Here is a 21,991-nt window from a genome sequence, read left to right as displayed (position 1 = left end):
CGGAATCACCGGCCGCACACCGATACCCCGCCCCAGATCCCCACCGCTCCGTGCCCTTACTCCAGCCGCTACTCCTCCGGCTTCTCCGAATCCATCCCCGGCCGCTCCTTCTTCCACAGCCCCCGGGTGAAGTCGGGAAACTCCTGCGGAGCGCCCTTCGCCTTGATCGAGAGGTCGCTGAGCGGCACCGGCGCGCTCCAGGTCGCCGCGTCGTAGACGTCGAAGTCCGGTACGAGGCCGAGCCGGATGCACTGCGTCAGCCGGAAGACCAGCATGTAGTCCATGCCGTTGTGGCCGCCGGGCGGCTTGGGGTGGTCCTTCCAGAGCCAGTGGTCCCAGTCCGCGTACCGAGCGAAGTCGCCCCATTCGTCATTGGTGTGGTCGGGCTCGATATAGATCCGCTCCGGAAAGTCCTCGAAGACGCCCTTGGTGCCGCCGAGGCTGTTGATGCGGCTGTAGGGGTGCGGGGTGGAGACATCGTGCTCCAGGCGGATCACCCGGCCCTCGGCGGTCTGGACGAGGCTGATCGTCCGGTCGCTCTCGATATAGGACTCCTTCCAGCTCGGGTCGTTCGGCGGCATGTGCTCCTTGCGGTACGCGGCAAGCCCCAGCGCCGGGGTGCCGAAGCTGGAGATCCGTACGGCGCGGTCGCCGCGGTTGACGTCCATGTAGTTGGCGACCGGGCCGAAGCCGTGGTTCGGGTACAGATCGCCGCGCAGTCGGGTGTGCCACAGCCGCCGCCAGGGGCCTTCGTAGTAGTCCGGGTCGAACATCAGCCCGCGCAGGTCGTGGTTGTACGCGCCGGCACCGTGCAGCAGATCGCCGAACAGGCCGGCGTGGGCCATCCGCAGCACCCGCATCTCGTTGCGGCCGTAACAGACGTTCTCCAGTTGGAGGCAGTGTCTGCGGGTGTGTTCGGAGAGGTCGACCAGCTTCCACAGCTGGTCCAGGCGCAGCGCGAGGGGGCATTCCACGCCGACGTGCTTGCCGTTGAGCATCGCGGCCTTGGCCATGTCGAAGTGCCAGTCCCAGGGCGTGGCCACGTAGATGAAGTCGAGGTCGCCGCGCTCGCAGAGGTTCTCGAAGTCATGGTCGCCGTTGGTGTAGAGGGCGGGCGCGGGCTGCCCGGCGTCGATGACCTTCTTGGCGGCCTGTGCCGTCTTCTCCTGCATCGGGTCGCAGAGCGCGACGACGCGCGTCCCCGGCACCGCGAGGAACAGGTCGATCATGCTGCCGCCGCGGTTGCCGAGGCCGATGATGCCGACGCGTACGGTGCTGCGCGGCTCGAACGGTACCCCGATCATGGTCTTGCCCTTGGCCTCGGGAGCCGCGGCGGCGCCGGCCGCCGTTCCGTGCGCCGTCTCGGGCGTGGCCGCCGCGGCATGTCCGGCTCCGAGCCCGCCGAGCCCCAGCCCGGCGCCCGCCGCGCCGGCGGTCCACAGCACCGAACGGCGGCTCGGGCCCGCCGCGTCGGGGTCGCGGTCAGAGCCGTGGTCCTGCGGATGTGCCTCGTTCATCGGTCCTCCAGGAGAGCGGATGGTGTGCGGGGGCTGTGCCCATCTCGGTCAGGACCCTGACGGTTGAGTGGTATGAGGCACAAGGGGGCCAATTGGACTCTTGGTGTGGCGTACTTGGACTCTTCGGGGCGGTGTCGACCCGCCGTACGCAGCATATTTCGCAAGATGCTGAAAAGTCTTGCGGCACGTCTTGACGTGTTCACATGTGAACGGCAGGCTCCGACGCGGAAATCCCCCCACGGCGGCCCGGCGCGTGGCTGCTCTCGTGGGTGCGGCAGGCGTGCCGTGCCCGATGCTGAAGGAGCCGCAAGATGCAGCAACGTTCCCGTGTGCTGGGCGGGGCGCTGGCCGGAGTGCTGGCCGCGGCCGGCCTCGCCACCCTCGCGCCCTGGTCCTCACAGGCCACACCACCGGGTGAAAGGACCGTCACCGCCACGCTGTTCGAGTGGCAGTACGCGGATGTCGCCACGGCGTGCACCGATCAGCTGGGCCCGGCCGGCTACGGGTATGTGGAGGTCTCACCCGCATCCGAGCACATCCAGGGCGGCCAGTGGTGGACGTCGTACCAGCCCGTCAGCTACCGGATCGCCGGGCGGCTGGGCGACCGGGACGCCTTCGCCTCGATGGTGAAAGCCTGTCACGGTGCGGGCGTCAAGGTCATCGCCGACGCCGTCATCAACCACATGGCGGCCGCGTCCGGTACGGGCACCGGCGGCACGCGGTACACCAAGTACCACTACCCCGGCTCCTACCAGGACCAGGACTTTCACGGCTGCCGCAAGGACATCTCCGACTACGGCAACCGGGACGACGTCCAGAACTGCGAACTGGTGGGCCTGGCCGACCTCGACACCGGCAGCGACGCGGTCCGCACCACCATCGCCGGGTACCTGGACGATCTCCGCTCCCTGGGCGTGGACGGCTTCCGGATAGACGCCGCCAAGCACATCTCCGCCACCGACCTCGCCGCCATCAAGGGCAAGATGAGCGACCCGGGGCACTGGGTGCAGGAGGTCATCCACGGGTCCGGCGAAGCGGTTCAGCCCGAGGAGTACACCGGCATCGGCGACGTCGACGAATTCCGCTACGGCGGGCACCTCAAGAGCGCCTTCCAGGGCGGCGACCTCGCCCAGCTCAAGTCCATCGCCGACGGCAAGCTCCCCGGCGACAAGGCCCGTACCTTCGTCGACAACTGGGACACCGAGCGCAACGGTTCGACGTTGAGCTACAAGGACGGCGCGGCCTACACCCTCGCCAATGTCTTCATGCTGGCCTCGCCCTACGGCTCACCGAACGTCTACTCCGGCTACGAGTGGTCCGACAAGGACGCGGGTCCGCCCAGCGGCTCCGACGGCTGGACCGACCAGCACGCCACACAGGAGATCACCGGGATGGTCGGTTTCCGCAACGCGGTGGGGTCGGCCGGGCTGACCGATTGGTGGGACAACGACGGCAGCGCGATCGCCTTCGGCCGTGGGAACGCCGGATTCGTCGCCCTCAACAACGGCGACGGCGAGCTGAAGCAGACGTTCGCGACCTCGCTGCCCGGCGGGACGTACTGCAATGTGATCGCGGCCGCGCCGTCCTCGTGTGACGGCCACACGGTCACGGTCGCAGACGACGGCAAGGCGGAGCTGACCGTTCCGGCGAAGGGCGCGGTGGCGCTGCACATCGCCCGCTGACGCGTGGCCGTCCACGGCTAAGCCGGCCGCGTGGCCCGCTCCAGCGCCAGGAGGGCCGAGTAATACCCTCGGCCCTCCGTCGCATGATCCATCCCGACCTCACACATCCGGTTCGCGGACAGATGCGCGTCGAAGTGCCGGGAGGTGACCTCGGCCGCCTCCTTGGCGGTGGCCGACTCCGTCAGCTCCCTGTGGAGCATCCCGCGGTCGCCGGCGAACGCGCAGCAGCCCGCGTCGTCCGGGACCACCACCTCCCGCGCACATGCCTCGGCGACCTCGCGGAGCTGCTCCTCGTCCCCCAAGTGCCCCATGGAGCAGGTGGGATGGAGCACCGCCGAGTCGAGGGTGCGCAGGATCTCCACGCGCGGCAGCAGTTCCCGTGCGGCCCAGACGGGGGAGTCGACGACCGTCAGCTCGGCGTGCAGTGCGCGGTGGAAGGGCGTCAGATACGGCACGACCTCGTGGGCGATGCCCAGGGTGCAGGAGGAGGCGTCCACGACCAGCGGCAGCCGGCCGCCGGCCGTCCAGCCCCAGGCAGCTTCCACGATGCGGTTCGCCATCACGGTGGTGCCGCGCTGATAGCCCTTGGAATGCCAGATCGTGGCACAGCACGTCCCGGACACATCGGGCGGGATCCACACCGGCCGCCCGGCCCGCCGCGACACCGCCACGACGGCCTCGGGCAGGGACGGTCCGTGATACCCGGCCGGTTCACCGAAGATCCGGTTGACGCACGCCGGGTAGTAGACGGCGACCGCGCCCGCCCTCCGTGTGGGCGGCAGCGTACGGGCCGCCGCGCCGGGAATCCGCGGCAGCCACTCCGGCACCAGGTCGGGGCGTACGGCCTTGCGGGCGGCGACGGTCAGCGACGCCGGCAGCCGGTCGCCGATCCGGTCCGCGGCCGCCACCGCCAGCCGCGCCGACCGCTCGACTGCCCTGAACCGCCGGGCCGTCTGTGCCGCCGTCCACTCCTCGCGCGGTGAGTGCCGTCGGTGTCGGAAGTCCTTCATCATCGCGCCGGTGTCGATGCCCACCGGGCAGGCCAGTTTGCAGGTGGAGTCGCCGGCGCAGGTGTCCACCGCGTCATAGCCGTACGCGGCCAGCAGCTCCTCGGTCACGGGTGAGCGGGACGGCTGGCGCATCATCTCGCGGCGCAGCACGATCCGTTGGCGCGGTGTGGTGGTCAGGTCCTCGCTGGGGCAGGTCGGTTCGCAGAAGCCGCATTCGATGCACGGATCGGCGATGGCCTCGATCCCGGGGATGGTCTTGAGGCCCCGCAGATGCCCCTTGGGGTCGCGGTTGAGCAGTACGCGGGGGGCCAGGATGCCGTGCGGGTCGATGAGCTCCTTGATCCGCCACATCAACTCCGTTGCCCGCGGCCCCCATTCGAGCTCCAGGAACGGTGCGATGTTCCGGCCGGTCGCGTGCTCCGCCTTGAGAGAGCCGTCGAACTCCTCGACGGTCAGTCGGCAGAACGCGTCCATGAAGGCGGCATAGCGCTCCACGTCCGCGGGCGTCGCCGCGTCGAAGGCCAGCAGGAAGTGCAGATTGCCGTGCGCGGCGTGCCCGGCGACCGCGGCGTCGAAGCCGTGCCGGGTCTGGAGCTCCAGCAGGGCGGCGCAGGCGTCCGCGAGGCGGGACGGAGGCACCGCGAAGTCCTCGGTGAGCAGCGTCGTTCCGGACGGCCGGGAGCCGCCGACGGCGGTGATGAACGCCTTGCGGGCCTTCCAGTAGCCGCCGATGGTCCCTGCGTCCCGGGTGAAGACGTTGGTGATCGACGGGACCGGCGCGACCAGTTCCAGGTCCTCCAGCACCCGCGCCGCCGCCTCCTCGTACGCCTGCTGTGCGGCCTCGTCCGGCGCCCGGAACTCCACCAGCAGGGCGGTGGTCTCCTTGGGCAGCTCCGCCCAGTCGGCCGGGACACCGGCCACCCGTACCGAAGCGCGCAGCGTATTGCCGTCCATCAGCTCCACGGCCCGCGCGCCGGCCTCGTTGAACCGCGGTACGGCGGCGGCCGCGGCACGCAGCGTGGGGAAGCAGAGCAGTGCGCTGGAGGTGTGCCGGTCCAGCGGCAGGGTGTCGAAGACGGTCTCGGCGATGAAACCGAGGGTGCCTTCGGAGCCGACCATCAGCCCGCGCAGGATCTGCACGGGTGTGGTGCCGTCGAGAAAGGCGTCCAGGCGGTAGCCGTTGGTGTTCTTGATCTCGTGCTTGGCACGGATCCTGGCCACCAGCCGCGGATCCGCCTCGATCTCGGCCTTGAGCGCGAGCAGGCCGGCGCAGAGCGCGGGCTCGGTCCGCGCCAGCCTCGCGTCCGCGTCGGGGGCGGCGGTGTCCACGATCGTGCCGGAGGGCAGCACGAAAGTGAGCGACGCCAGTGTCCGGTAGGAGTTGCGGGTGATGCCGGCCGTCATCCCGGAGGAGTTGTTGGCGACCACGCCGCCCAGGGTGCAGGCGATGGCGCTGGCCGGATCGGGGCCCAGCAGCCGGCCGTGACGGGCCAGGCCGGCATTGGCCCGCAGCACCGTCGTGCCCGGCCGGATACGGGCGCGGGCGCCGTCGTCGAGCACCTCGATCCCGGCCCAGTGCCGGCGGACGTCCACCAGGATGTCCTCGCCCTGCGCCTGGCCGTTGAGCGAGGTTCCGGCGGCCCGGAAGACGACGTTCCGGCCCTTGTCATGCGCGTAGGAGAAGACCGCGGAGATGTCGTCGATGTCCTCGGCCAGCACCACGACCTGCGGCACAAAGCGGTACGGGCTGGCGTCGGAGGCATAGCGGACCAGGTCGGAGACGGTGTGCAGTACCTTGTCCGCGCCGAGCAGGGCGATCAGATCGCCGCGCAGCGGCTCCGGTGTGCCGGACGCCCGCCGGTCGGTGACCCGGTCGGGTGCCGGGCCGGTGGTGGCGGTGGGCCGCAGGGCGTCGGGCTTCGGCTCCAACAGGGGCATATCGGCCACTCCTCCGGTCGGCTCGGCGCCGGTTCAACGGACCGGCAACGACTGTCCCCACCCTGCCCGGTGGCCGGACGGCGCAGGCTCAGTGCTGCGGACCCGGCTCGTCGACCAGGGTGGACAGCAGACCGCCGAGCACCTCGCGCTGTTCGGCGGTCAGTGGAGCCAGGATGTCCTCTGCGGCGGCCCGGCGCGCGCTGCGCAGTGCGCGGAGTGTGGACCGGCCGGTGTCGGTGAGCTCGATCCGTACCACCCGCCGGTTGGCCGGATCGGGCACCCTGCGCACCGCGCCGTTCGCCTCCAGCGCGTCCACCAGTGTCGTCACCGCGCGCGGCACCACCTCCAGCCGCTCGGCGATATCCGCCATCCGTGGCGGGGTGTCGCGGTAGTGGCCGACGATCCGCAGCAGCCGGGACTGCGCGGGTGTGCAGGCGATGTCCAGGTGCTCCAGGTGGTGCTTCTGTGCGCGGTGCATCCGCCGGGTCAGCCGTACCAGCTGCTCGGCGAGATTGGCGGTGCTGACCGTCGGCTCGGGGGAGGGCATGGGGCGAGGGTAACAGGACACGGCTCATTGTGAACATAGGTAACAATGAGCTAAGCTCCTGAATCCTGAACCTCCGTGGCCCGGCGCCCCGCGCCCGGCCCCTCCCCACCCCCTCGAAGGAGCCCATGCACCACGACGAACCCCAATGGACCCCTCCGCCGAAGGACCCCGAACAGCCGGTCCAGCTGCGGCGGATCCTCCGCCTCTTCCACCCCTACCGCGGCCGGCTGGCCCTCGTCGGCCTCCTGGTCGCGGCGTCCTCCCTGGTCTCCGTCGCCTCCCCGTTCCTGCTGCGCGAGATCCTCGACGTGGCGATCCCCGAACGGCGCACCGGACTGCTCACCCTGCTCGCCCTCGGCATGATCGTCACCGCCGTCACCACCAGCGTCTTCGGCGTACTGCAGACCCTGCTGAGCACGACCGTGGGCCAGCGCGTGATGCACGATCTGCGCACCGCCGTCTACGCCAAGCTGCAGCGGATGCCGCTGGCGTTCTTCACCCGCACCCGCACCGGCGAGGTCCAGTCCCGGATCGCCAACGACATCGGCGGGATGCAGGCGACGGTCACCTCCACCGCGACCTCCCTGGTCTCCAACCTGACCTCCGTCGTCGCCACCGTCGTCGCGATGATCGCCCTCGACTGGCGGCTGACCGTCGTCTCCCTCCTCCTGCTCCCCCTCTTCGTCTGGATCAGCCGCCGCGTCGGCAACGAACGCAAGCGCATCACCACCCAGCGGCAGAAACAGATGGCGTCGATGTCCGCGATGGTCACCGAATCCCTGTCGGTCAGCGGCATCCTGCTCGGCCGCACGATGGGCCGCGCCGACTCCCTGACCGCCACCTTCGCCACCGAGTCCGAGCGCCTGGCCGACCTGGAGATCCGCGCCAACATGGCCGGACGCTGGCGGATGGCCACCATCGGCATCGTCATGGCCGCCATGCCCGCACTGATCTACTGGGCGGCCGGTCTGGTCCTCCAACTCGGCGGGCCCACCTTCTCGATAGGCACCCTGGTCGCCTTTGTGACCCTCCAGCAGGGCCTGCTGCGCCCGACAGTGTCGCTGCTGTCCACCGGCGTACAGATACAGACCTCCCTCGCGCTCTTCCAGCGCATCTTCGAGTACCTCGATCTGCCGGTCGCCATCACCGAGCCCGCCGACCCGGTACGTCTCGACACCCCGCGCGGCGAGATCCGCTTCGAGAACGTGACGTTCGGCTACGACCCCGAGGCACCGCACACCCTCCGGGACATCGACCTGACCATCCCGGCCGGCGGCAGCCTCGCCGTCGTCGGCCCCACCGGCAGCGGCAAGAGCACCCTGAGCTATCTGGTGCCCCGGCTGTACGACGTGACCGAGGGCCGGGTCACCCTCGACGGCGAGGACGTCCGCGACCTCGACTTCGACACCCTCGCCCGCTCGGTCGGCGTGGTCTCCCAGGAGACCTACCTCTTCCACGCCTCGGTCGCCGACAACCTCCGCTTCGCCAAGCCGGACGCGACCGACGACGAGATCCGACGGGCCGCCGAGGCCGCCCAGATCCACGACCACATAGCCGCCCTCCCCGACGGCTACGACACCCTGGTCGGCGAGCGCGGCTACCGCTTCTCCGGCGGCGAGAAACAGCGGCTGGCCATCGCCCGCACCATCTTGCGCGATCCGCCCGTACTCGTCCTGGACGAGGCCACCAGCGCACTGGACACCCGCACGGAGCACGCCGTGCAGCAGGCCATCGACGCGCTCTCCGAGGGCCGCACCACACTCACCATCGCGCACCGCCTCTCCACGGTCCGCGACGCCGACCAGATCGTGGTCCTGGACGCCGGACGGATCGCCGAGCGCGGGACGCACGAGGAGCTCCTTGCCGCGGATGGGCGTTATGCGGCATTGGTACGGCGCGATGCGCGCACGGCGCCGCCGGGTGAGGGGGACGGCGTACGCCGTGTCGACGGCGACGGGCACGAGGCGTCCGCGCTACCGCCGGCCGGTCGTGACGCATCCCTCACCCTGGCCGACGATCAGGTGATGACGCGGTAAGTGACCGACGGGTAGGGTCGGGGCGCGGCGGCCAGTTCGGTGGTCGGGGCGGCCGCCGCACCCAAGGTCTCGGTCGCCGTGCCCAAGGTCCCGAATGGATCCTTAGGGGGTGTGCGCCCCCCTTGCAGGCCACAACGCGGCGGGGGCGTGGGGGGTCATTCCCGTGACGGGACTTCCCGGGTGTGACGGGGCTTCCCGGGCGCCTGGCTCATCCCGCCTCAGTGGGCGCCAACCGATACGCGTAGCGGTAAGTCCGGCCCGCGTGCAGCAGATACTTCTCCAGCGGCGGCGCTCCCCACGAGTCATTCCCGCCCACGCCCATCTGCCGGTGGTTGATCCCCAGCTGGGTCCCGTCGCGTCGCTTCAGCTCGTACGGATGCCGGGGGCCGTCCAGGTCCATGGGCGTGTAGGGCAGCGCACTCAGCTCCAACAGCGGTGCGTCCGTGCCGGGTTCGGCGCGGACCCGCAGGCCGAAACCGTCCCGGTCGGTCAGCGACGCGGTGCGCACATCGGTGACATTGCCGGTCTGCTGAGGGCGGACGTACGGGCCGAACTGGGCGTCGACCGGGGTGCGGTAGCGTCCGACGAACGCGGCGGTGTGCCGGTCCCAGTAGTTCTCGTGCGGGCCGCGCCCGTACCAGTCGAAGGTGTTCAGGCCGGCGGGGAGGGTGAGCAGGGCGCCGACCATCGGCAGGTCGGGCAGCCCGGTGCCCGGCCGGAGGGTGTGCTTGACGCGTACCTCGCCGTCGCCGCGGAGGGCGAGGACGGTGTCCCACCGGGAGGTGGCGGGGGCGGTGGGCAGCGTGGCGGCGACCTCGATGATCACCTCGGAGGCGGACGGCTGGGTCGTCCGCACCCGGGTCGTGGAGCGCTTGGCGCCCGCCTCGCGCCAGGTGCGCAGGGAGTTCTGGGCGCCGCGGCCGAGGTCGTTGTCGGTGGGGCCGCGCCAGAAGTTGGGCACCGGGCCGCCGGAGAGCAGGGCGCGGCCGCGGTGCCGGTAGGACGTCAGGGTGCCGGCGGCCTTGTCCAGGACGAGTTCGATGTCGCGGCCGCTGATCGTCACGGTCTTGTCGGTCTCGGTGACGGTGAGCGGTGGGAGGGTGCCGGGCGCGGGGCCGGCCGGGGCCGGTGTGTGCCAGGGCAGGGTGAACTGTTCGGCGGCGACGCTGTGTCCGGCGTCCGCCCATGAGGTGGCGCGGCGCAGGACGAAGGAGAGATTGAGCCAGTACGCGGCCCCGGGCTCGGGGTGCCGGGGCCGTTTCACCGGCACCCGCACCGTGGCGTCGGCGCCGGGGGCCGCCTGCGGTGCGGGCAGGGTGCCGTGCTGGATCCGCTCGCCGTCCCGGGTGACCTCCCAGCGCAGCTCATAGGCGTCCAGATCCAGGAACTGCTGCCGGTTGGCGACCTTGATCATGCTGACGGCGGGGTCGGCCGCCGTCATCCGCACGGCCTGGTACACCTTCTTGACCTCGTGGATCGCCGGGTGCGGCACCCGGTCCGAGGAGACGATCCCGTTGCAGCAGAAGTTGCCGTCGGTGGGGTAGCCGGGTTTCCAGTCGCCGCCGTAGGAGAGATAGGTGCGCTGCGGGTTGCCCGGGACCGGGCGGCGGATCGCCTGGTCGACGAAGTCCCAGATGAAGCCGCCGTGCAGGTTGGGGTACCGCTCGAAGACGTCCCAGTACTCCTGGAAGTTGCCGGTGCTGTTGCCCATGGAGTGCGCGTATTCGCACAGCATGAAGGGTTTGGGGTTGCCGGACTTCCCGTACGCCTCGACCTCGTCCGGCTTGGTGTACATCTCGCTGTGCAGGTCGGCGACGTCGTTCATGCCCTCGTAGTGCACCGGGCGGGACGGGTCGCGCCGCCGCGTCCAGTCCGCCATCGCCCGGAAGTTGCCGCCCTGGCCTGCCTCGTTGCCCAGCGACCAGACCACGACGCAGGGGTGGTTCTTGTCCCGCTCGACCATCGAGCGCATCCGGTCCCGACAGGCGTCGGTCCACTCCGGCAGGCTCGCCGGCAGCCGGTCGCGGACCCCGTGCGACTCCAGGTTGGCCTCGTCGACGACGTAGAGGCCGTACTCGTCGCACAGGTCCAGCCAGTGCGGATGGTTGGGGTAGTGCGAGGTGCGGACGGCGTTGATGTTGTGCCGCTTCATGATGCGGATGTCCTGCAGCATCCGCTCCGCGGTGACGGCCTGGCCGTGGTCAGGGTCGGACTCGTGGCGGTTGACGCCGCGGAAGACGACCGGTTCGCCGTTCACGGTGAACGTGCCGGGGCCGTGGACGATGCTGCGGAAGCCGACGCGGGTGCGCTGGATGTCGACGGTACGGCCGTCCGGGTCGGTGAGGGTGACCACCAGCGTGTAGAGGTGGGGGGCCTCCGCCGACCACAGCGCGGGCGCCTCGACCGTGGTCCTCGGGGCGACGGTGGAGTCCCTGCCGGAGGCGGGGGAGACGGTGGCGGTGAGCGGCTCCGGCAGCACCGGCTCGCCGTCGGCGTCGTACAGGGTCGCGGTCAGCCGGTGCTCCCCGGCTCCGGCCGCGCTGCCCCCGTCCCGGACGGTGCCCGTGCCCCGGTCGCGGACCGTGGCCGTCACCGTCAGCTCGGCGTCCCGCCGCGCGCCGTCCAGGTCGGTGCGGATGTGCAGGTCCTGGAGGTGCACCCGGGGGATGGCGTAGAGGTAGACGTCGCGGAAGATCCCGGACAGGTCGATCATGTCCTGGTCCTCCAGCCAGCTGCCGTCGGACCAGCGGTAGACCTCGACCGCCAGAGTGTTCTCGCCGGGCCGGAGGCGGTCGGTGACATCGAACTCGGCGGGGGTGTAACTGTCCTCGCTGTAGCCGACCCGTTCACCGTTGACCCAGACGAAGAACGCGGACTTCACGCCCTGGAACGAGATCAGGGTGCGGCGGTCGGCCCAGCCCACGGGCACGGTGAAAACGCGGCGGTACGAGCCGACCGGGTTGAAACCCTTCGGGACCTGCGGCGGCTCGGGCGTCTCATAGCCGATCCACGGATATGTGACGTTGAGGTAGACCGGCTCGGGATAGCCCTCGATCTCCCAGTTGGAGGGCACGGGGATGCGGTCCCAGCCGCTGTCGTCGTAGCCGTCCCGGTGGAAATCGGTCGGCCGCTCATCGGGGTTCTTCGACCAGTGGAAACGCCAACTGCCGTTCAGGGAGCGGTAGTAGGGGGAGTCGGTGACGGACCCCGTCAGCGCCGATCGGATGTCGTGGAACGGGATGAGGCGGGCGCGTGCTGCCTCGCGGTTCACCTGGAAGACCTGCGGCCGGGCATTCCCTCCATCGTCGTCGGCGGCCTCCGCCGCGAAGGCCTGCTTCTGTGCGGAGAAGGCCGCCCAGCCCGCGAGCGCGGTGCTGGTGACGAGGAACGACCGGCGACTTACACGACGGCGTGCGTTCATGCGACAGCTCCGAACGTAAGGCAACAATAAGGAGCAGGATCGAACAGAACTGCACGCAAGGCAAGCCCCCGACACGCCAACTCGCAGCCCTGCCACAGGACTTCACCCCGCCAGCAGAATCACTTCCAGCCTGCGCGGCCCATGCACCCCCTCCACCCGGCCGAGTTCGATATCGCTGGTGGCGGACGGGCCGGAGATCCAGGTCAGCGGGCGTGCCGGGGCCAGCCGCTCCAGCGCCTGCGGCACCGAGTCCACGACCTGCTCGGGGACGCGGACGACACAGATGTGGTGGTCGGGGACGAGGGTGATCCGGCGCCGCCCCTGAGCGTGTCCGCCGTCCAGGACGAGGGTGCCGGTCTCGGCGATGGCCAGCGCGCAGCCGGTGACGACGCTGTCCACGGCGTCGAGTTCGCGTGGTGTGGACGCCGCGCGGTCGTGGATGCGCACGGGGTCGGCGGCCGCCATCCAGGACGGCGGCAGCCCGGGCGGCACGAGGACGGTTTCCGCGCCCCGCTCGGCCAGCAGCCGCATGATCAGCATGTCCAGCTCGCCGGGCTCCGAACGGTGCACGATCGCCCGATAGTCCACGAGATTCTCCGCGAGAAGGTTCACCGACTCGGCGGGCGTACGCGAGCCATGCACCCGCAGATAGTCGCGCGGGACCGGCGGGTCCTTTGGCCCTTCACCGCGCGGTACGTCCTGCAACGCCCGGCGCACCCGCGCCAACACCACGTCCCGGCCGCTCATGCCGAAACCTCGCTTCGCTCGGCCTCGCACTCGCGGGGCGCGCACCTTTCAATGGTTCGCTCACTGCGCTCGCTCACGCCGAAACATCGCTTCGCTCGGCCTCGCACTCGCGAGACGCGCACCTGGTCCGTTCGGTTCGCTCGCTCATTCGCCGTCCCCTCGCTGCTTGGAACCCGACGAGGTGCCACGGGTGCGCCGCCACCAGTCGCGGAAGGACTCCGCGGGCACCGCCGGCAGATCGCGGGTGTCCGACCATGCTCGCCCCGGACCCGGCAGCCGTCGTGGATGGAGCCGGCGGGTGCGGGACGTCAGGCGCATCCCGGCGCGGAGCGCGCGGGGGTGGCCGAAGACCCAGCCGGCGGCGCGCATCGCGGCCCGCTCCGCGGCGTGCCCCTTGGCCGACTTGAGGACGGTACGGACGCCGCCCCGGGTCACCGGACCGCCCTCCACCACCCGCTCCCGCAGGTGCACCAGCACCTCGGGGATGTCGATCGCGACCGGGCACACCTCGTAGCAGGCTCCGCACAGGGACGAGGCGTAGGGCAGCGAAGCCTCCAACGAGCCTTCCACGCCGCGGAGTTGAGGAGTGAGGATGGCGCCGATCGGGCCGGGATAGGGTGACCCGTAGGCATGCCCGCCGGCCCGCTCGTACACCGGGCAGACGTTCAGACACGCCGAGCAGCGGATACAGCGCAGCGCCTGCCGTCCGACGGTGTCGGCCAGGGTGTCGGTCCGCCCGTTGTCGAGCAGGACGAGGTGGAAGGTCCGTGGACCGTCGCCGTCCGTCGTCCCCGTCCAGGTCGAGGTGTACGGGTTCATCCGCTCGGCCGTCGACGAGCGTGGCAGCAGCTGGAGAAAGACCTCCAGATCCCGCCAGGTCGGCACCACCTTCTCGATGCCGACGACGGAGATCAGGGTCTCGGGCAGGGTCAGGCACATCCGGCCGTTGCCCTCGGACTCGACGACGACCAGCGTGCCGGACTCGGCGACCATGAAGTTGGCGCCGGAGATCCCGACCTTGGCGGACAGGAACTTCTCCCGCAGATGCAGCCGGGCGGCCTCGGCCAGCTCGGCGGGGGAGTCGGACAGTCCCTCGGGCGCCGGACGGCCCCAATGCCCCATCTCCCGGCGGAAGATGTCCCGGATCTCGGCGCGGTCGCGGTGGATCGCCGGCACCAGGATGTGCGACGGCAGATCGTCGCCGAGCTGCACGATCAGCTCGGCGAGATCCGTCTCATACGCATGGATCCCGGCCTCGGCCAGCGCCTCGTTCAGTCCGATCTCCTGCGTCGCCATCGACTTGACCTTGACGACCTCCGTCTCGCCGGTCGCCCGCACCAGCCGGGTGACGATCCGGTTGGCCTCGACGGCGTCCGCCGCCCAATGGACCTGCCCGCCCGCGTCGGTGACCGCGGCCTCCAACTGCTCCAGGTAGTGGTCGAGATGGCGCAGCGTACGGTCCTTGACGGCGGCGCCGGCGGCCCGCAGCCGACCCCAGTCGGCCAACTCGGTGACGGCCTTGGCCCGTTTGTCGCGGATGGTGTGGGTGGCGTGGGTGAGATTGGCACGCAGCCGGGGGTCACGGGTGGAGGCGGCCGCGGCCTCGGGGAACGCGGGCATGCCCAGATACGTGACGCTCACCGGGGGCTCCCTTCCGTACCGGATGCCGCAGGGGCTTTCGTGTCGGCTTCCACAGGTGCTTGCGCGTCTGCCTCCGTACTGGCCAGGATCTCGGCGATATGGACCGGGCGGACCGGCGAGCCCTGCCGGGAGAGGGAGCCGCCGATGTGCAGCAGACAGGAGTTGTCGACGGTGCAGACCGCCTCGGCGCCGGTCGCCGTCACATTGCGGACCTTGTCGGCGCCCATCGCCGCCGAGACCGCCGGGTTCTTCACCGCGAAGGTGCCGCCGAAACCGCAGCACTCCTCGGCGCCGGGCAGCTCACGCAGCTCCAGGCCCTCGACCTGCTCCAGAAGCCGCCGGGGACGGTCGCCCAGCCCCAGCATCCGCAGACCATGACAGGTCGGGTGATAGGTGACGGTGTGCGGGTAGTACGCCCCGACATCGGTCACCTTCAGCACATCCACCAGAAACTCGGTCAGCTCGTACGTCTTCGGCACCGCGGCCGCCGCGATGCCCGTGAGCTCCGGGCCGCGCCCCTCCGCCGCCGCCTTCGCCCCGATCCGCGGGTAGTTGTCACGCACCATCGCCGTGCACGATCCGGACGGGGTCACCACATATTCGTAGTCCCGGAACGCCCGGTCGAAGCGGCGCACCAGCGGCTCGGTCGCATGCCGGTAGCCGGTGTTGAACTGCGGCTGACCACAGCAGGTCTGCTCCGCGGGAAAGTCGACCGCCACCCCGAGCCGTTCCAGGAGGGTGACCACCGCCCGCCCCGTCCGTGGCCTCAGCGCGTCATTGATGCAGGTGACGAACAGTGCTACACGCACGTTGCCATCTCCTTTCGGCCACCGCGGGACCCAGGAGGAGTCTGACGACACCCCCTGGCGGCCGGCCACCTCACCGGGTCATGATCACCTGTTGGATCATCCTGCCCCAGCAGCAGGCCCAGGAGAAGAACCGGAGCGGAGGACCATGTCGAGTGCGGAACCCCTGGCCGGACCGGACCGGCTGCCCGACGGCGCCCGGCCGGCATCGCGACTGCGGCAGCTGGCCGCCGCCTCGGTCGGCAACGCCGTGGAGTGGTACGACTGGTACGCGTACTCGTTCCTGGCGGTCTACTTCGCCGACCAGGTCTTCCCCAAGGGCACCGGCAACTCCATGGTGCCGCTGCTGTCCTCCTTCGCGGTCTTCGCGGTGGGCTTCTTCATGCGGCCGGTCGGCGGTTTGCTGATGGGCGCGATCGCGGACCGGCGCGGCCGCCGCGCCGCGCTGACCCTCACCATCCTGCTGATGGGCGCGGGCAGTCTGCTCGTCGCGCTCACCCCCACCTATGCCACCGCCGGAGTGCTGGCCCCGCTCGTGCTGGTCATCGCCCGCCTGGTGCAGGGCCTTTCGGTGGGCGGCGAGTTCGCGGCGTCCACGACGTTCCTCGTCGAATCGGCGGGCCCCGGCCGGCGTGGGCTGTACTCCAGCTTCCAGTACGTCTCGACGACCATCGGCCAGCTGCTGGCCTCCGGGACGGCGGCGCTGCTCGCGGCGCTGCTCAGCGACGGCCAGATGGGGGAGTGGGGTTGGCGGGTGACGTTCCTGGTGGGGGCGCTGCTGAGCCTGGTCGGGCTGTGGGTCCGGCGAGGTGCGCAGGAAACGCGCAGCAACGAGCAGCAGGCGGCCGCGCGCCCCGGCCTCTTCGAGGCGTTGCGCCGCTACCCCCGCCAGTCCCTGCTGATCTGCGGCATCACGGCGGGCGGCACCCTCGCCTACTACACATGGACCACCTACCTGCCCACTTTCGCGCAGGTCAACGTGGGGTTCGACAAGGGCGATTCGCTCATCGTCGGCACCCTCTCGCTCGCCTTCTTCGCCCTGCTTCAGCCGCTGGGCGGCATGCTCTCGGACCGTATCGGCCGCAAGCCGCTGCTGCTCGGCTTCGCGCTGGGCTTCGCCGTGCTGGTGGTGCCGCTGCTGCACCTGGTCACCGACGCATTTGTTTCGCTGCTGCTGGTGCAGTGCGCGGGCATGGTGCTGCTGACCGGATACACGGCGGTCGCCGCGGCCGTGAACGCAGAGGTGTTCCCGGCGCGGGTGCGGGCCGCGGGTATCGGCTTCCCGTACTCCCTCACCGTCGCCCTCTTCGGCGGTACCGCCCCGTATGTCGGCACGTGGTTCAAACAGGCCGGGCACGCCGGGCTGTTCCCCTGGTACGTCGCCGTGCTGTGCCTGGTGTCGTTCTGTGTCTATCTGACGCTGCCGGAGACGGCGCGGCAGAAGCTGGACAGGTAGCCGGGAGAACCTGGACAAGTAGCCGGGCCGGAGAACACGGAAGGCGCCGCCCCTCCCGGGACGGGGAGGAGCGGCGCCTTTGTGCTGCGATACGCGTCAGACGAGCCAACCCAGGAATTCGACGACTCCGGCAAGCAGGCTGGTGACGATGTTCATCCGGTTTCTCTCCTTGAGAAAGTCATGCGATGTGGGACCAACTCCCCGGCCCAGCAAGGGATGTCGACCGGGGGCGCCGCCACGGTCTGCAGCCCGCCGCTTGCGCCCCGTAAGCATCGCCTGACGCGGTGTGCTCGCAAAAGCCCCTCCGGTATCGATCACGCCTTCTAGTGAACATTCGTTCTCTCGTTCGTTTTCGGCCGTGTAAACGCTTGAAGTCCGAACTGGTGATGGAAATCCGAACCGCCCCGTCTGGCGGCCTCTTCTTCCCTTTTGCGGGGTGCATCGGACACGTGGCGGCATGGCGGCCACACCGTGCCTGACCTTTCTCGTCGTACTCGACTTCGGCGTCACCGGCAGCCCGATCCGCAACGACGTCCCGCTCACCGCGCTCAGCCTGCTGGTTGTCGTCGTGGTGGTGCTCGCCGACACCGGACGGCTCGCCGACAGCTTCGCGGCCATCAACTACTTCGAGCACCGCGGCATCCCGTTCGTCGTGGGCGTCGACTGCTTCGGCGGTGCCCGCTCCTTGTTGAGGTGCCTTGCATTTCGCGGTGGCACATGGCGCAGCGGATCAGACCGCGCAGGACGTAGCTGCGGTCGGTGGGGCGGGGCTCTCGCTCACGGTGCGTGTCCGTGCTGCGCGCTTGGCGCTTGGCCTGGGCGCGGGTGAGGGGCGCCTTGGAGATCAGCGGTTCATGGACCGGCTCTGCCGACCAGATCCACTCCTCCGGGCTGTTCCAGGCGAGTTTGGTGCGGTGGCCGAGGTCGACGCCGTCGCCGGATCAGCTCCCAGGCTTCATCCGACAGGTCGCTCGGGTACGGCTCATGCCCCGCGCCAGACGGCACAGCTCCTGCCACCGAACCAACCGAACCAGTCGAGCCCGCTGCCACGGACTTGCTAGGGACACGTCCGCAGGCAACACTTCACGCTGTCGCCGTGGTGACGCGCCCGTACCCCGCCCTCGTGCGCACCGCGGACCCCCCACCGGCCGGAGTCACCCATGACCGTCTCCCTCCTGCACACATTGGAATCGCCTGTTCTGGTCGGCCGGACGGGCGAGTTGCACTCCCTGGCGGAAGCGGTGACGCACCCGCCGTCGGTGGCCCTGGTCGAGGGGGAGGCCGGAATCGGCAAGACCCGGCTGATCCGCGAGGCCCTGCGCCACCCCTCCGTACGCAGCCGCCGCATCCTTGTGGGCAGCTGCCGTCCACTGCGCGAACCCTTTCCGTACGGGCCGGTCTTCGACCTGCTGCGCCACCTGGCCGGCGGGCTGCCCGCCGCACTCAGTCCGGTCTGCGGCGCCTTGCGCCCGTATCTGCCGGAACTCGCCGACCAGCTGCCGCCCGCCCCCGAGCCGCTGCACGATCCGCAGGCCGACCGGCACCGGCTGTTCCGTGCCGTGCGCGCGCTGCTCGATGCGCTGGGCGAGACCGCGATGGTCGTCGAGGATCTGCACTGGGCGGACGACGGCACCCGGGACCTGCTGCGATTCCTCGTGGACGACCCGCCGGACGCACTGTCGGTGGTGCTCAGCTACCGCCGCGAGGAACTGCCGGGCACCGGACTGCCGTTCGGACGGGCATATCGCCACCCGCCCGGGACCACCGCTGTGGTCATCCCGCTTGACCCCCTGGACGTGCACGCCGTGAGCGCGATGTTCACCGCCCTCACCGGTGCCTCGACGAGGGCCTCCGCGACCCTCGCCGCCGAGTTGCACCGGCGGACCGCGGGCATCCCGTTCGTGGTGGAGGAGTTCGTCCGCGCGCTGCCCGAGGACGCACGGCGCGAACAGCTGGCGGAGCGCGAGGCGTTGGAGGCGATGGCGGTGCCTACGCTGCTGCAGGAGGCGATTGCCGACCGTATGAGCGTGCTCTCGCCCATGGCCGCGGCCGCCGTGCATGCCGCCTGCGTGCTCCGCGTCCCCGCCAGCGAGGCGCTGATCGCCGCCGTCATGCGCGGGACGGCAGGAGGGCCCGCGGCGGCGGAGGTCTCGGCGGCCGTACGGGAGGCGCTGCTGGCCGGCGTACTGCACGAGTGGGGCGAGGACCGGTACGGATTCCGGTACGCCCTCGCCCAGCAAGCCGTCCACTCGAGCCTGCCGGGCCCCGACCGGCACCGGCTGCACCGGCAGGCGATGTGCGCCCTGGCCACGCAGGACCCGCAGCCCCTGGTGCAGCTCGCGTACCACGCCCGTCAGGCCGGAGAACTCACGCAATGGCAGGGTTACGGCGAAGCGGCGGCCTCCTCGGCGCGTGAGACGGGCGACCCGGCGCTCGCCGTGGGAGTGCTGGAGGAGCTGCTGTCCGACGGCCGCCTCGGCCGACTGGAATGTGCCCGCATCGCGGTCGAGCTCAGCCGGGACGCGGTGGTCGGGCTCACCCACCGCCGGGCCACCGCACTGCTGCGCGGCATCGTGCGGGACCGGCACATACCCGACGGCATACGCGGCGAGATCCGACTCAATCTGGGTTTGCTGCTCCACAACCAGGCCGGCCGGTACGAAGAGGGCCGGATCGTCACCGAACTGGCGGTCGAGGAGCTGCGCGAGCGCCCCGCCCTCGCGGCCCGCGGCATGGCCTCCCTGGCCATGCCCGGCTGGGGCGACCACCCGTACCACGTCTACGAGCGCTGGATCGAGCAGGCCGAGAGGCTGGCGGCCCAGGAGCCCGACCCGTCGGTGTGCACCGCCGTACGGGCCAACCATCTGACGCTGACGATGTGCTCGGGCGACCCGACGGCCTGGGCGCAGGCGGAGCGGCTCATCGGCACGGCCGGGCCCGGCACCGACCGCCGCCAAGTCGCACGCGCCTGCGGCAACTTCGCGGACGCCGCCGTCTGCCTCGGCCACTACCGGGCAGCGCATTGCTTCCGCAGGCAAGCGCGGCAGTTGGCCGCCGAGTGCGGAGCCGCGTTCTTCGAAGGTATCGTGGAAGGCACCGCGCTGCGCCTGGACTGGTACGAGGGCCGCTGGCAGGGCCTGGCAGAGCGGGCCCGGCACATCCTGGACGTGGTGCAGGGTGTCTCGGGCATCGCGGCCGACGCCCACCTCGTTCTGGGACTGCTAGCCTCCACGCTCGGTGAGTGGGACGAGGCCGCCACAGAACTTCAGGCCGCCGGCCTCGCCGACCCCGCGAACACACCGGCGCCGATACTGGCCACCGCCTCCGGCGCCATGGCCCGCCTGCTTCAGGCCCGGGGTGAGACGGCCAGGGCACGGACCGAGGCCGAGCGCGGCATCGCCAGGATCCGCCGCAAGGGCATCTGGTCCTGGGCCGGCGACCTGGCACCGATGGCGGTGGCAGCGCTGGTGCGCAGCGGCCGCCTGCCGGATGCGGAGCAGGTTGCGGACGCACTGGCCGAGGGCATCGCCGGTCGGGACGCGCCGCTGGCCGCGGCTGCCCTGCCGGCCTGTCGCGGCATCCTGGCGGCCGGCCGCGGACGTACCGAGGAGGCCGCCGCGGCCTTCGAGGCGGCCCGCAGGGCATACGCTGTCCTGCCGCAGCCCTACTCCGCCGCCCGCGCCGGTGAGGCGGCCGCCCGCTGCCGCCTCACCGCGGGCGACAGCGGCGCCGCGGGCCAACTCGCCGTGGCAGCGGATCGGTTCACCGAGCTCGGCGCCATCCGCGACGCCGCCCGCTGCCGCCGTGTGCTGCGCGGCCAGAACATCCCGCTGCCGTCCCGCCGCGGTCGCCGCGGCTACGGCGACCAGCTCTCGCCCCGGGAGGGCGAGGTCGCCCGGCTGGTCGCGCTCGGGCACACCAACCGGGAGATCGCCGACGTGCTGTTCCTCTCCCCGCGCACCGTCGAACACCATGTCGCCAAGGTGCTGTGCAAGCTCAACGTCAGCTCACGGGCCGAGGTCACCCGCATGTGGCACGCCGCCCCGGTAGAGGCGAACAGTGCCGGCGTTACGGCACCCGGCCGAGCGGCATCTGACCGAGCTGATCGAGCGTCCCTTGGACGCGGCGTTCCGTTGCCGGCACGGCCCATTGGCGGGCCTGCGGTCAGACCCCGAGGGACATGACGGCGCTCCCGGACCGGATGTGGTCCGGGAGCGCCGTCATGTCGCTTGAGGGATGGGCGAGGTGGTCAGCCGGTGAAGCCGGCAGTGATGGAGGTGAAATCCCAGTTGGGGCGGTCGCGGTCGACCGACCAGAAGGCGAAGCGGCCGATGCGGTGGAATCGGCCCAGTCGCGGATCCGGGTCCATGTCTGGGGAGTGGTGACCTCGCCCGTGTCGCTGTTGCCGTTCATCCCGAGATGCCGATCGCGGCGTAGGCCTGTGCGTCGGACCAGCCGTGGACGGACTTGAGGTTGGCCTTCAGGCCCTCGGTGGCTTGCACGGTGCTGCCGTACATGTCGGCGTGGCCGCCGAAGTCGAACGGCATGACCGTGAAGTTGTCGACATCCGCCTGGAGGGCGTCGGCCCGCTCGATGAGGCGGCTTCCCCCAGGAGTTGGGGCCGGTGTCGAGCGTCGGGAAGGTGAGGATCGTCCTGATGCCCGGGTTGTTCTGCTTGACGATCTTCAGGGCGCCGAGGATGCGGTCCTGGACCATCGGGCTCTCGAACTCGTCGGTGTTCTCGATGTCGACGTCGATCGCCTTGAGGCCGTAGGCGTCGATGACTTTCTGGTACGCGCCCGCAAGGGCCTGCGGGGTGGAGCAGTTGGGGCCGAGCTTGTTGCCGCTCCAGCCGCCGATGGATGGCACGAAGTCGCCGACGGCCGCGCGGATCGCCTTGATGGTGGACTGGCTGTCCCACGCGGGGTGGCGATGGCGGTCTCGCGGTCGCGTCGGCCGCCTGCGCCGGAGTGGCCAGGGCAGCGAGTGGCATGACCAGGCATGCGAGCGCTGTTGTGGCCCGTCTCGGAAAGCGTCTGCCGGTGGGGGATCTCCAGGGGACTCCCTCAAGTGTCGACTCCGGAGGGGGCGGGCGGCGTGTCCGCACGACTGCCGCCCGTCGTTCATGAGCCTCTTCGTCGTGACATGACAATCACACGCTCGGAGGCTATTGGTGTGTACCAATGCAGT

The 21,991-nt window shown here is 70.6% G+C and carries 11 protein-coding genes and 2 pseudogenes; 5 read left to right on the top strand and 8 right to left on the bottom strand.

What is annotated here, in order from left to right; translation table 11 throughout:
- Positions 1–68: 68 nt before the first annotated feature.
- Positions 69–1,517 carry a Gfo/Idh/MocA family protein gene (locus tag K9S39_RS06710; protein ID WP_248862403.1) on the bottom strand — a complete coding sequence of 483 codons (1,449 nt, stop codon included), beginning with the start codon at positions 1,515–1,517 and terminating at the stop codon, positions 69–71.
- A gap of 311 nt (positions 1,518–1,828) precedes the next feature.
- On the opposite strand from K9S39_RS06710, the gene K9S39_RS06705 reads away from it, so the two are divergent.
- Complete coding sequence (locus K9S39_RS06705; RefSeq protein ID WP_248862402.1) at positions 1,829–3,199, top strand: alpha-amylase; 1,371 nt, start codon at positions 1,829–1,831, stop codon at positions 3,197–3,199.
- A 17-nt stretch (positions 3,200–3,216) separates the two neighbouring features.
- Here the strand turns inward: K9S39_RS06705 and K9S39_RS06700 are convergent, their stop codons facing one another.
- Together K9S39_RS06700 and K9S39_RS06695 are read right to left on the bottom strand one after the other, a co-directional pair.
- On the bottom strand, positions 3,217–6,147 hold the full coding sequence (locus K9S39_RS06700; RefSeq protein WP_248862401.1) for an FAD-binding and (Fe-S)-binding domain-containing protein: 2,931 nt from the start codon (positions 6,145–6,147) through the stop codon (positions 3,217–3,219).
- A gap of 88 nt (positions 6,148–6,235) precedes the next feature.
- Positions 6,236–6,694 carry a MarR family winged helix-turn-helix transcriptional regulator gene (locus K9S39_RS06695; protein ID WP_248862400.1) on the bottom strand — a complete coding sequence of 153 codons (459 nt, stop codon included), beginning with the start codon at positions 6,692–6,694 and terminating at the stop codon, positions 6,236–6,238.
- 125 nt (positions 6,695–6,819) lie between these two features.
- Here K9S39_RS06695 and K9S39_RS06690 point away from each other — a divergent pair, with 125 nt between their 5' ends.
- Positions 6,820–8,730 carry an ABC transporter ATP-binding protein gene (locus K9S39_RS06690; protein WP_248862399.1) on the top strand — a complete coding sequence of 637 codons (1,911 nt, stop codon included), beginning with the start codon at positions 6,820–6,822 and terminating at the stop codon, positions 8,728–8,730.
- 208 nt (positions 8,731–8,938) lie between these two features.
- On the opposite strand, the gene K9S39_RS06685 is transcribed toward K9S39_RS06690, so the two are convergent.
- The 4 genes from K9S39_RS06685 to K9S39_RS06670 form a co-directional block, all read right to left on the bottom strand.
- On the bottom strand, positions 8,939–12,151 hold the full coding sequence (locus tag K9S39_RS06685) for a glycoside hydrolase family 2 TIM barrel-domain containing protein (protein ID WP_248862398.1): 3,213 nt from the start codon (positions 12,149–12,151) through the stop codon (positions 8,939–8,941).
- Positions 12,152–12,253: 102 nt separating this feature from the next.
- Entirely contained in the window at positions 12,254–12,898 is a 645-nt protein-coding gene (locus K9S39_RS06680; RefSeq protein WP_248862397.1) for a LutC/YkgG family protein, read from the bottom strand.
- A 144-nt stretch (positions 12,899–13,042) separates the two neighbouring features.
- Positions 13,043–14,539 (bottom strand): lactate utilization protein B, encoded by a 1,497-nt coding sequence (locus K9S39_RS06675; protein ID WP_248862396.1) that lies wholly within the window; start codon positions 14,537–14,539, stop codon positions 13,043–13,045.
- Positions 14,536–15,348, bottom strand: a complete 813-nt coding sequence (locus tag K9S39_RS06670) for a (Fe-S)-binding protein (RefSeq protein ID WP_248862395.1) — start codon at positions 15,346–15,348, stop codon at positions 14,536–14,538. The genes K9S39_RS06675 and K9S39_RS06670 overlap by 4 nt, the downstream gene beginning before the upstream one ends.
- Positions 15,349–15,493: 145 nt before the next feature.
- Between K9S39_RS06670 and K9S39_RS06665 the strand changes: the two genes are divergently transcribed.
- The 3 genes and pseudogenes from K9S39_RS06665 (at position 15,494) to K9S39_RS06655 (ending at position 20,985) form a co-directional block, all read left to right on the top strand.
- Positions 15,494–16,801 (top strand): MFS transporter, encoded by a 1,308-nt coding sequence (locus tag K9S39_RS06665; protein ID WP_248862394.1) that lies wholly within the window; start codon positions 15,494–15,496, stop codon positions 16,799–16,801.
- Between the two features lie 571 nt (positions 16,802–17,372).
- A pseudogene (locus K9S39_RS42840) lies at positions 17,373–17,483 on the top strand (ATP-binding protein); the annotation flags it as partial.
- Positions 17,484–17,961: 478 nt separating this feature from the next.
- The gene (locus tag K9S39_RS06655) at positions 17,962–20,985 is read left to right on the top strand and encodes a helix-turn-helix transcriptional regulator (protein WP_248862393.1); all 3,024 of its coding nucleotides are present in this window, start codon (positions 17,962–17,964) and stop codon (positions 20,983–20,985) included.
- Positions 20,986–21,050: 65 nt separating this feature from the next.
- Here the strand turns inward: K9S39_RS06655 and K9S39_RS06650 are convergent.
- Positions 21,051–21,730: pseudogene (locus K9S39_RS06650) on the bottom strand (chitinase); the annotation flags it as partial.
- Positions 21,731–21,991 lie beyond the last annotated feature (261 nt).

Source organism: Streptomyces halobius (assembly GCF_023277745.1).
GTDB classification, from domain to species: Bacteria; Actinomycetota; Actinomycetes; order Streptomycetales; family Streptomycetaceae; genus Streptomyces; species Streptomyces halobius.
This window is presented reverse-complemented; position numbering and strand designations above follow the sequence as displayed.

Excerpts from the sequence above, each read along its gene's own strand:
- K9S39_RS06685 (WP_248862398.1), bottom strand. The coding sequence starts at position 12,151 with ATGAACGCACGCCGTCGTGTAAGTCGCCGGTCGTTCCTCGTCACCAGC.
- K9S39_RS06700 (WP_248862401.1), bottom strand. The coding sequence starts at position 6,147 with ATGCCCCTGTTGGAGCCGAAGCCCGACGCCCTGCGGCCCACCGCCACC.
- K9S39_RS06690 (WP_248862399.1), top strand. The coding sequence starts at position 6,820 with ATGCACCACGACGAACCCCAATGGACCCCTCCGCCGAAGGACCCCGAA.
- K9S39_RS06695 (WP_248862400.1), bottom strand. The coding sequence starts at position 6,694 with ATGCCCTCCCCCGAGCCGACGGTCAGCACCGCCAATCTCGCCGAGCAG.
- K9S39_RS06710 (WP_248862403.1), bottom strand. The coding sequence starts at position 1,517 with ATGAACGAGGCACATCCGCAGGACCACGGCTCTGACCGCGACCCCGAC.
- K9S39_RS06680 (WP_248862397.1), bottom strand. The coding sequence starts at position 12,898 with ATGAGCGGCCGGGACGTGGTGTTGGCGCGGGTGCGCCGGGCGTTGCAG.
- K9S39_RS06655 (WP_248862393.1), top strand. The coding sequence starts at position 17,962 with ATGACCGTCTCCCTCCTGCACACATTGGAATCGCCTGTTCTGGTCGGC.
- K9S39_RS06665 (WP_248862394.1), top strand. The coding sequence starts at position 15,494 with ATGTCGAGTGCGGAACCCCTGGCCGGACCGGACCGGCTGCCCGACGGC.
- K9S39_RS06705 (WP_248862402.1), top strand. The coding sequence starts at position 1,829 with ATGCAGCAACGTTCCCGTGTGCTGGGCGGGGCGCTGGCCGGAGTGCTG.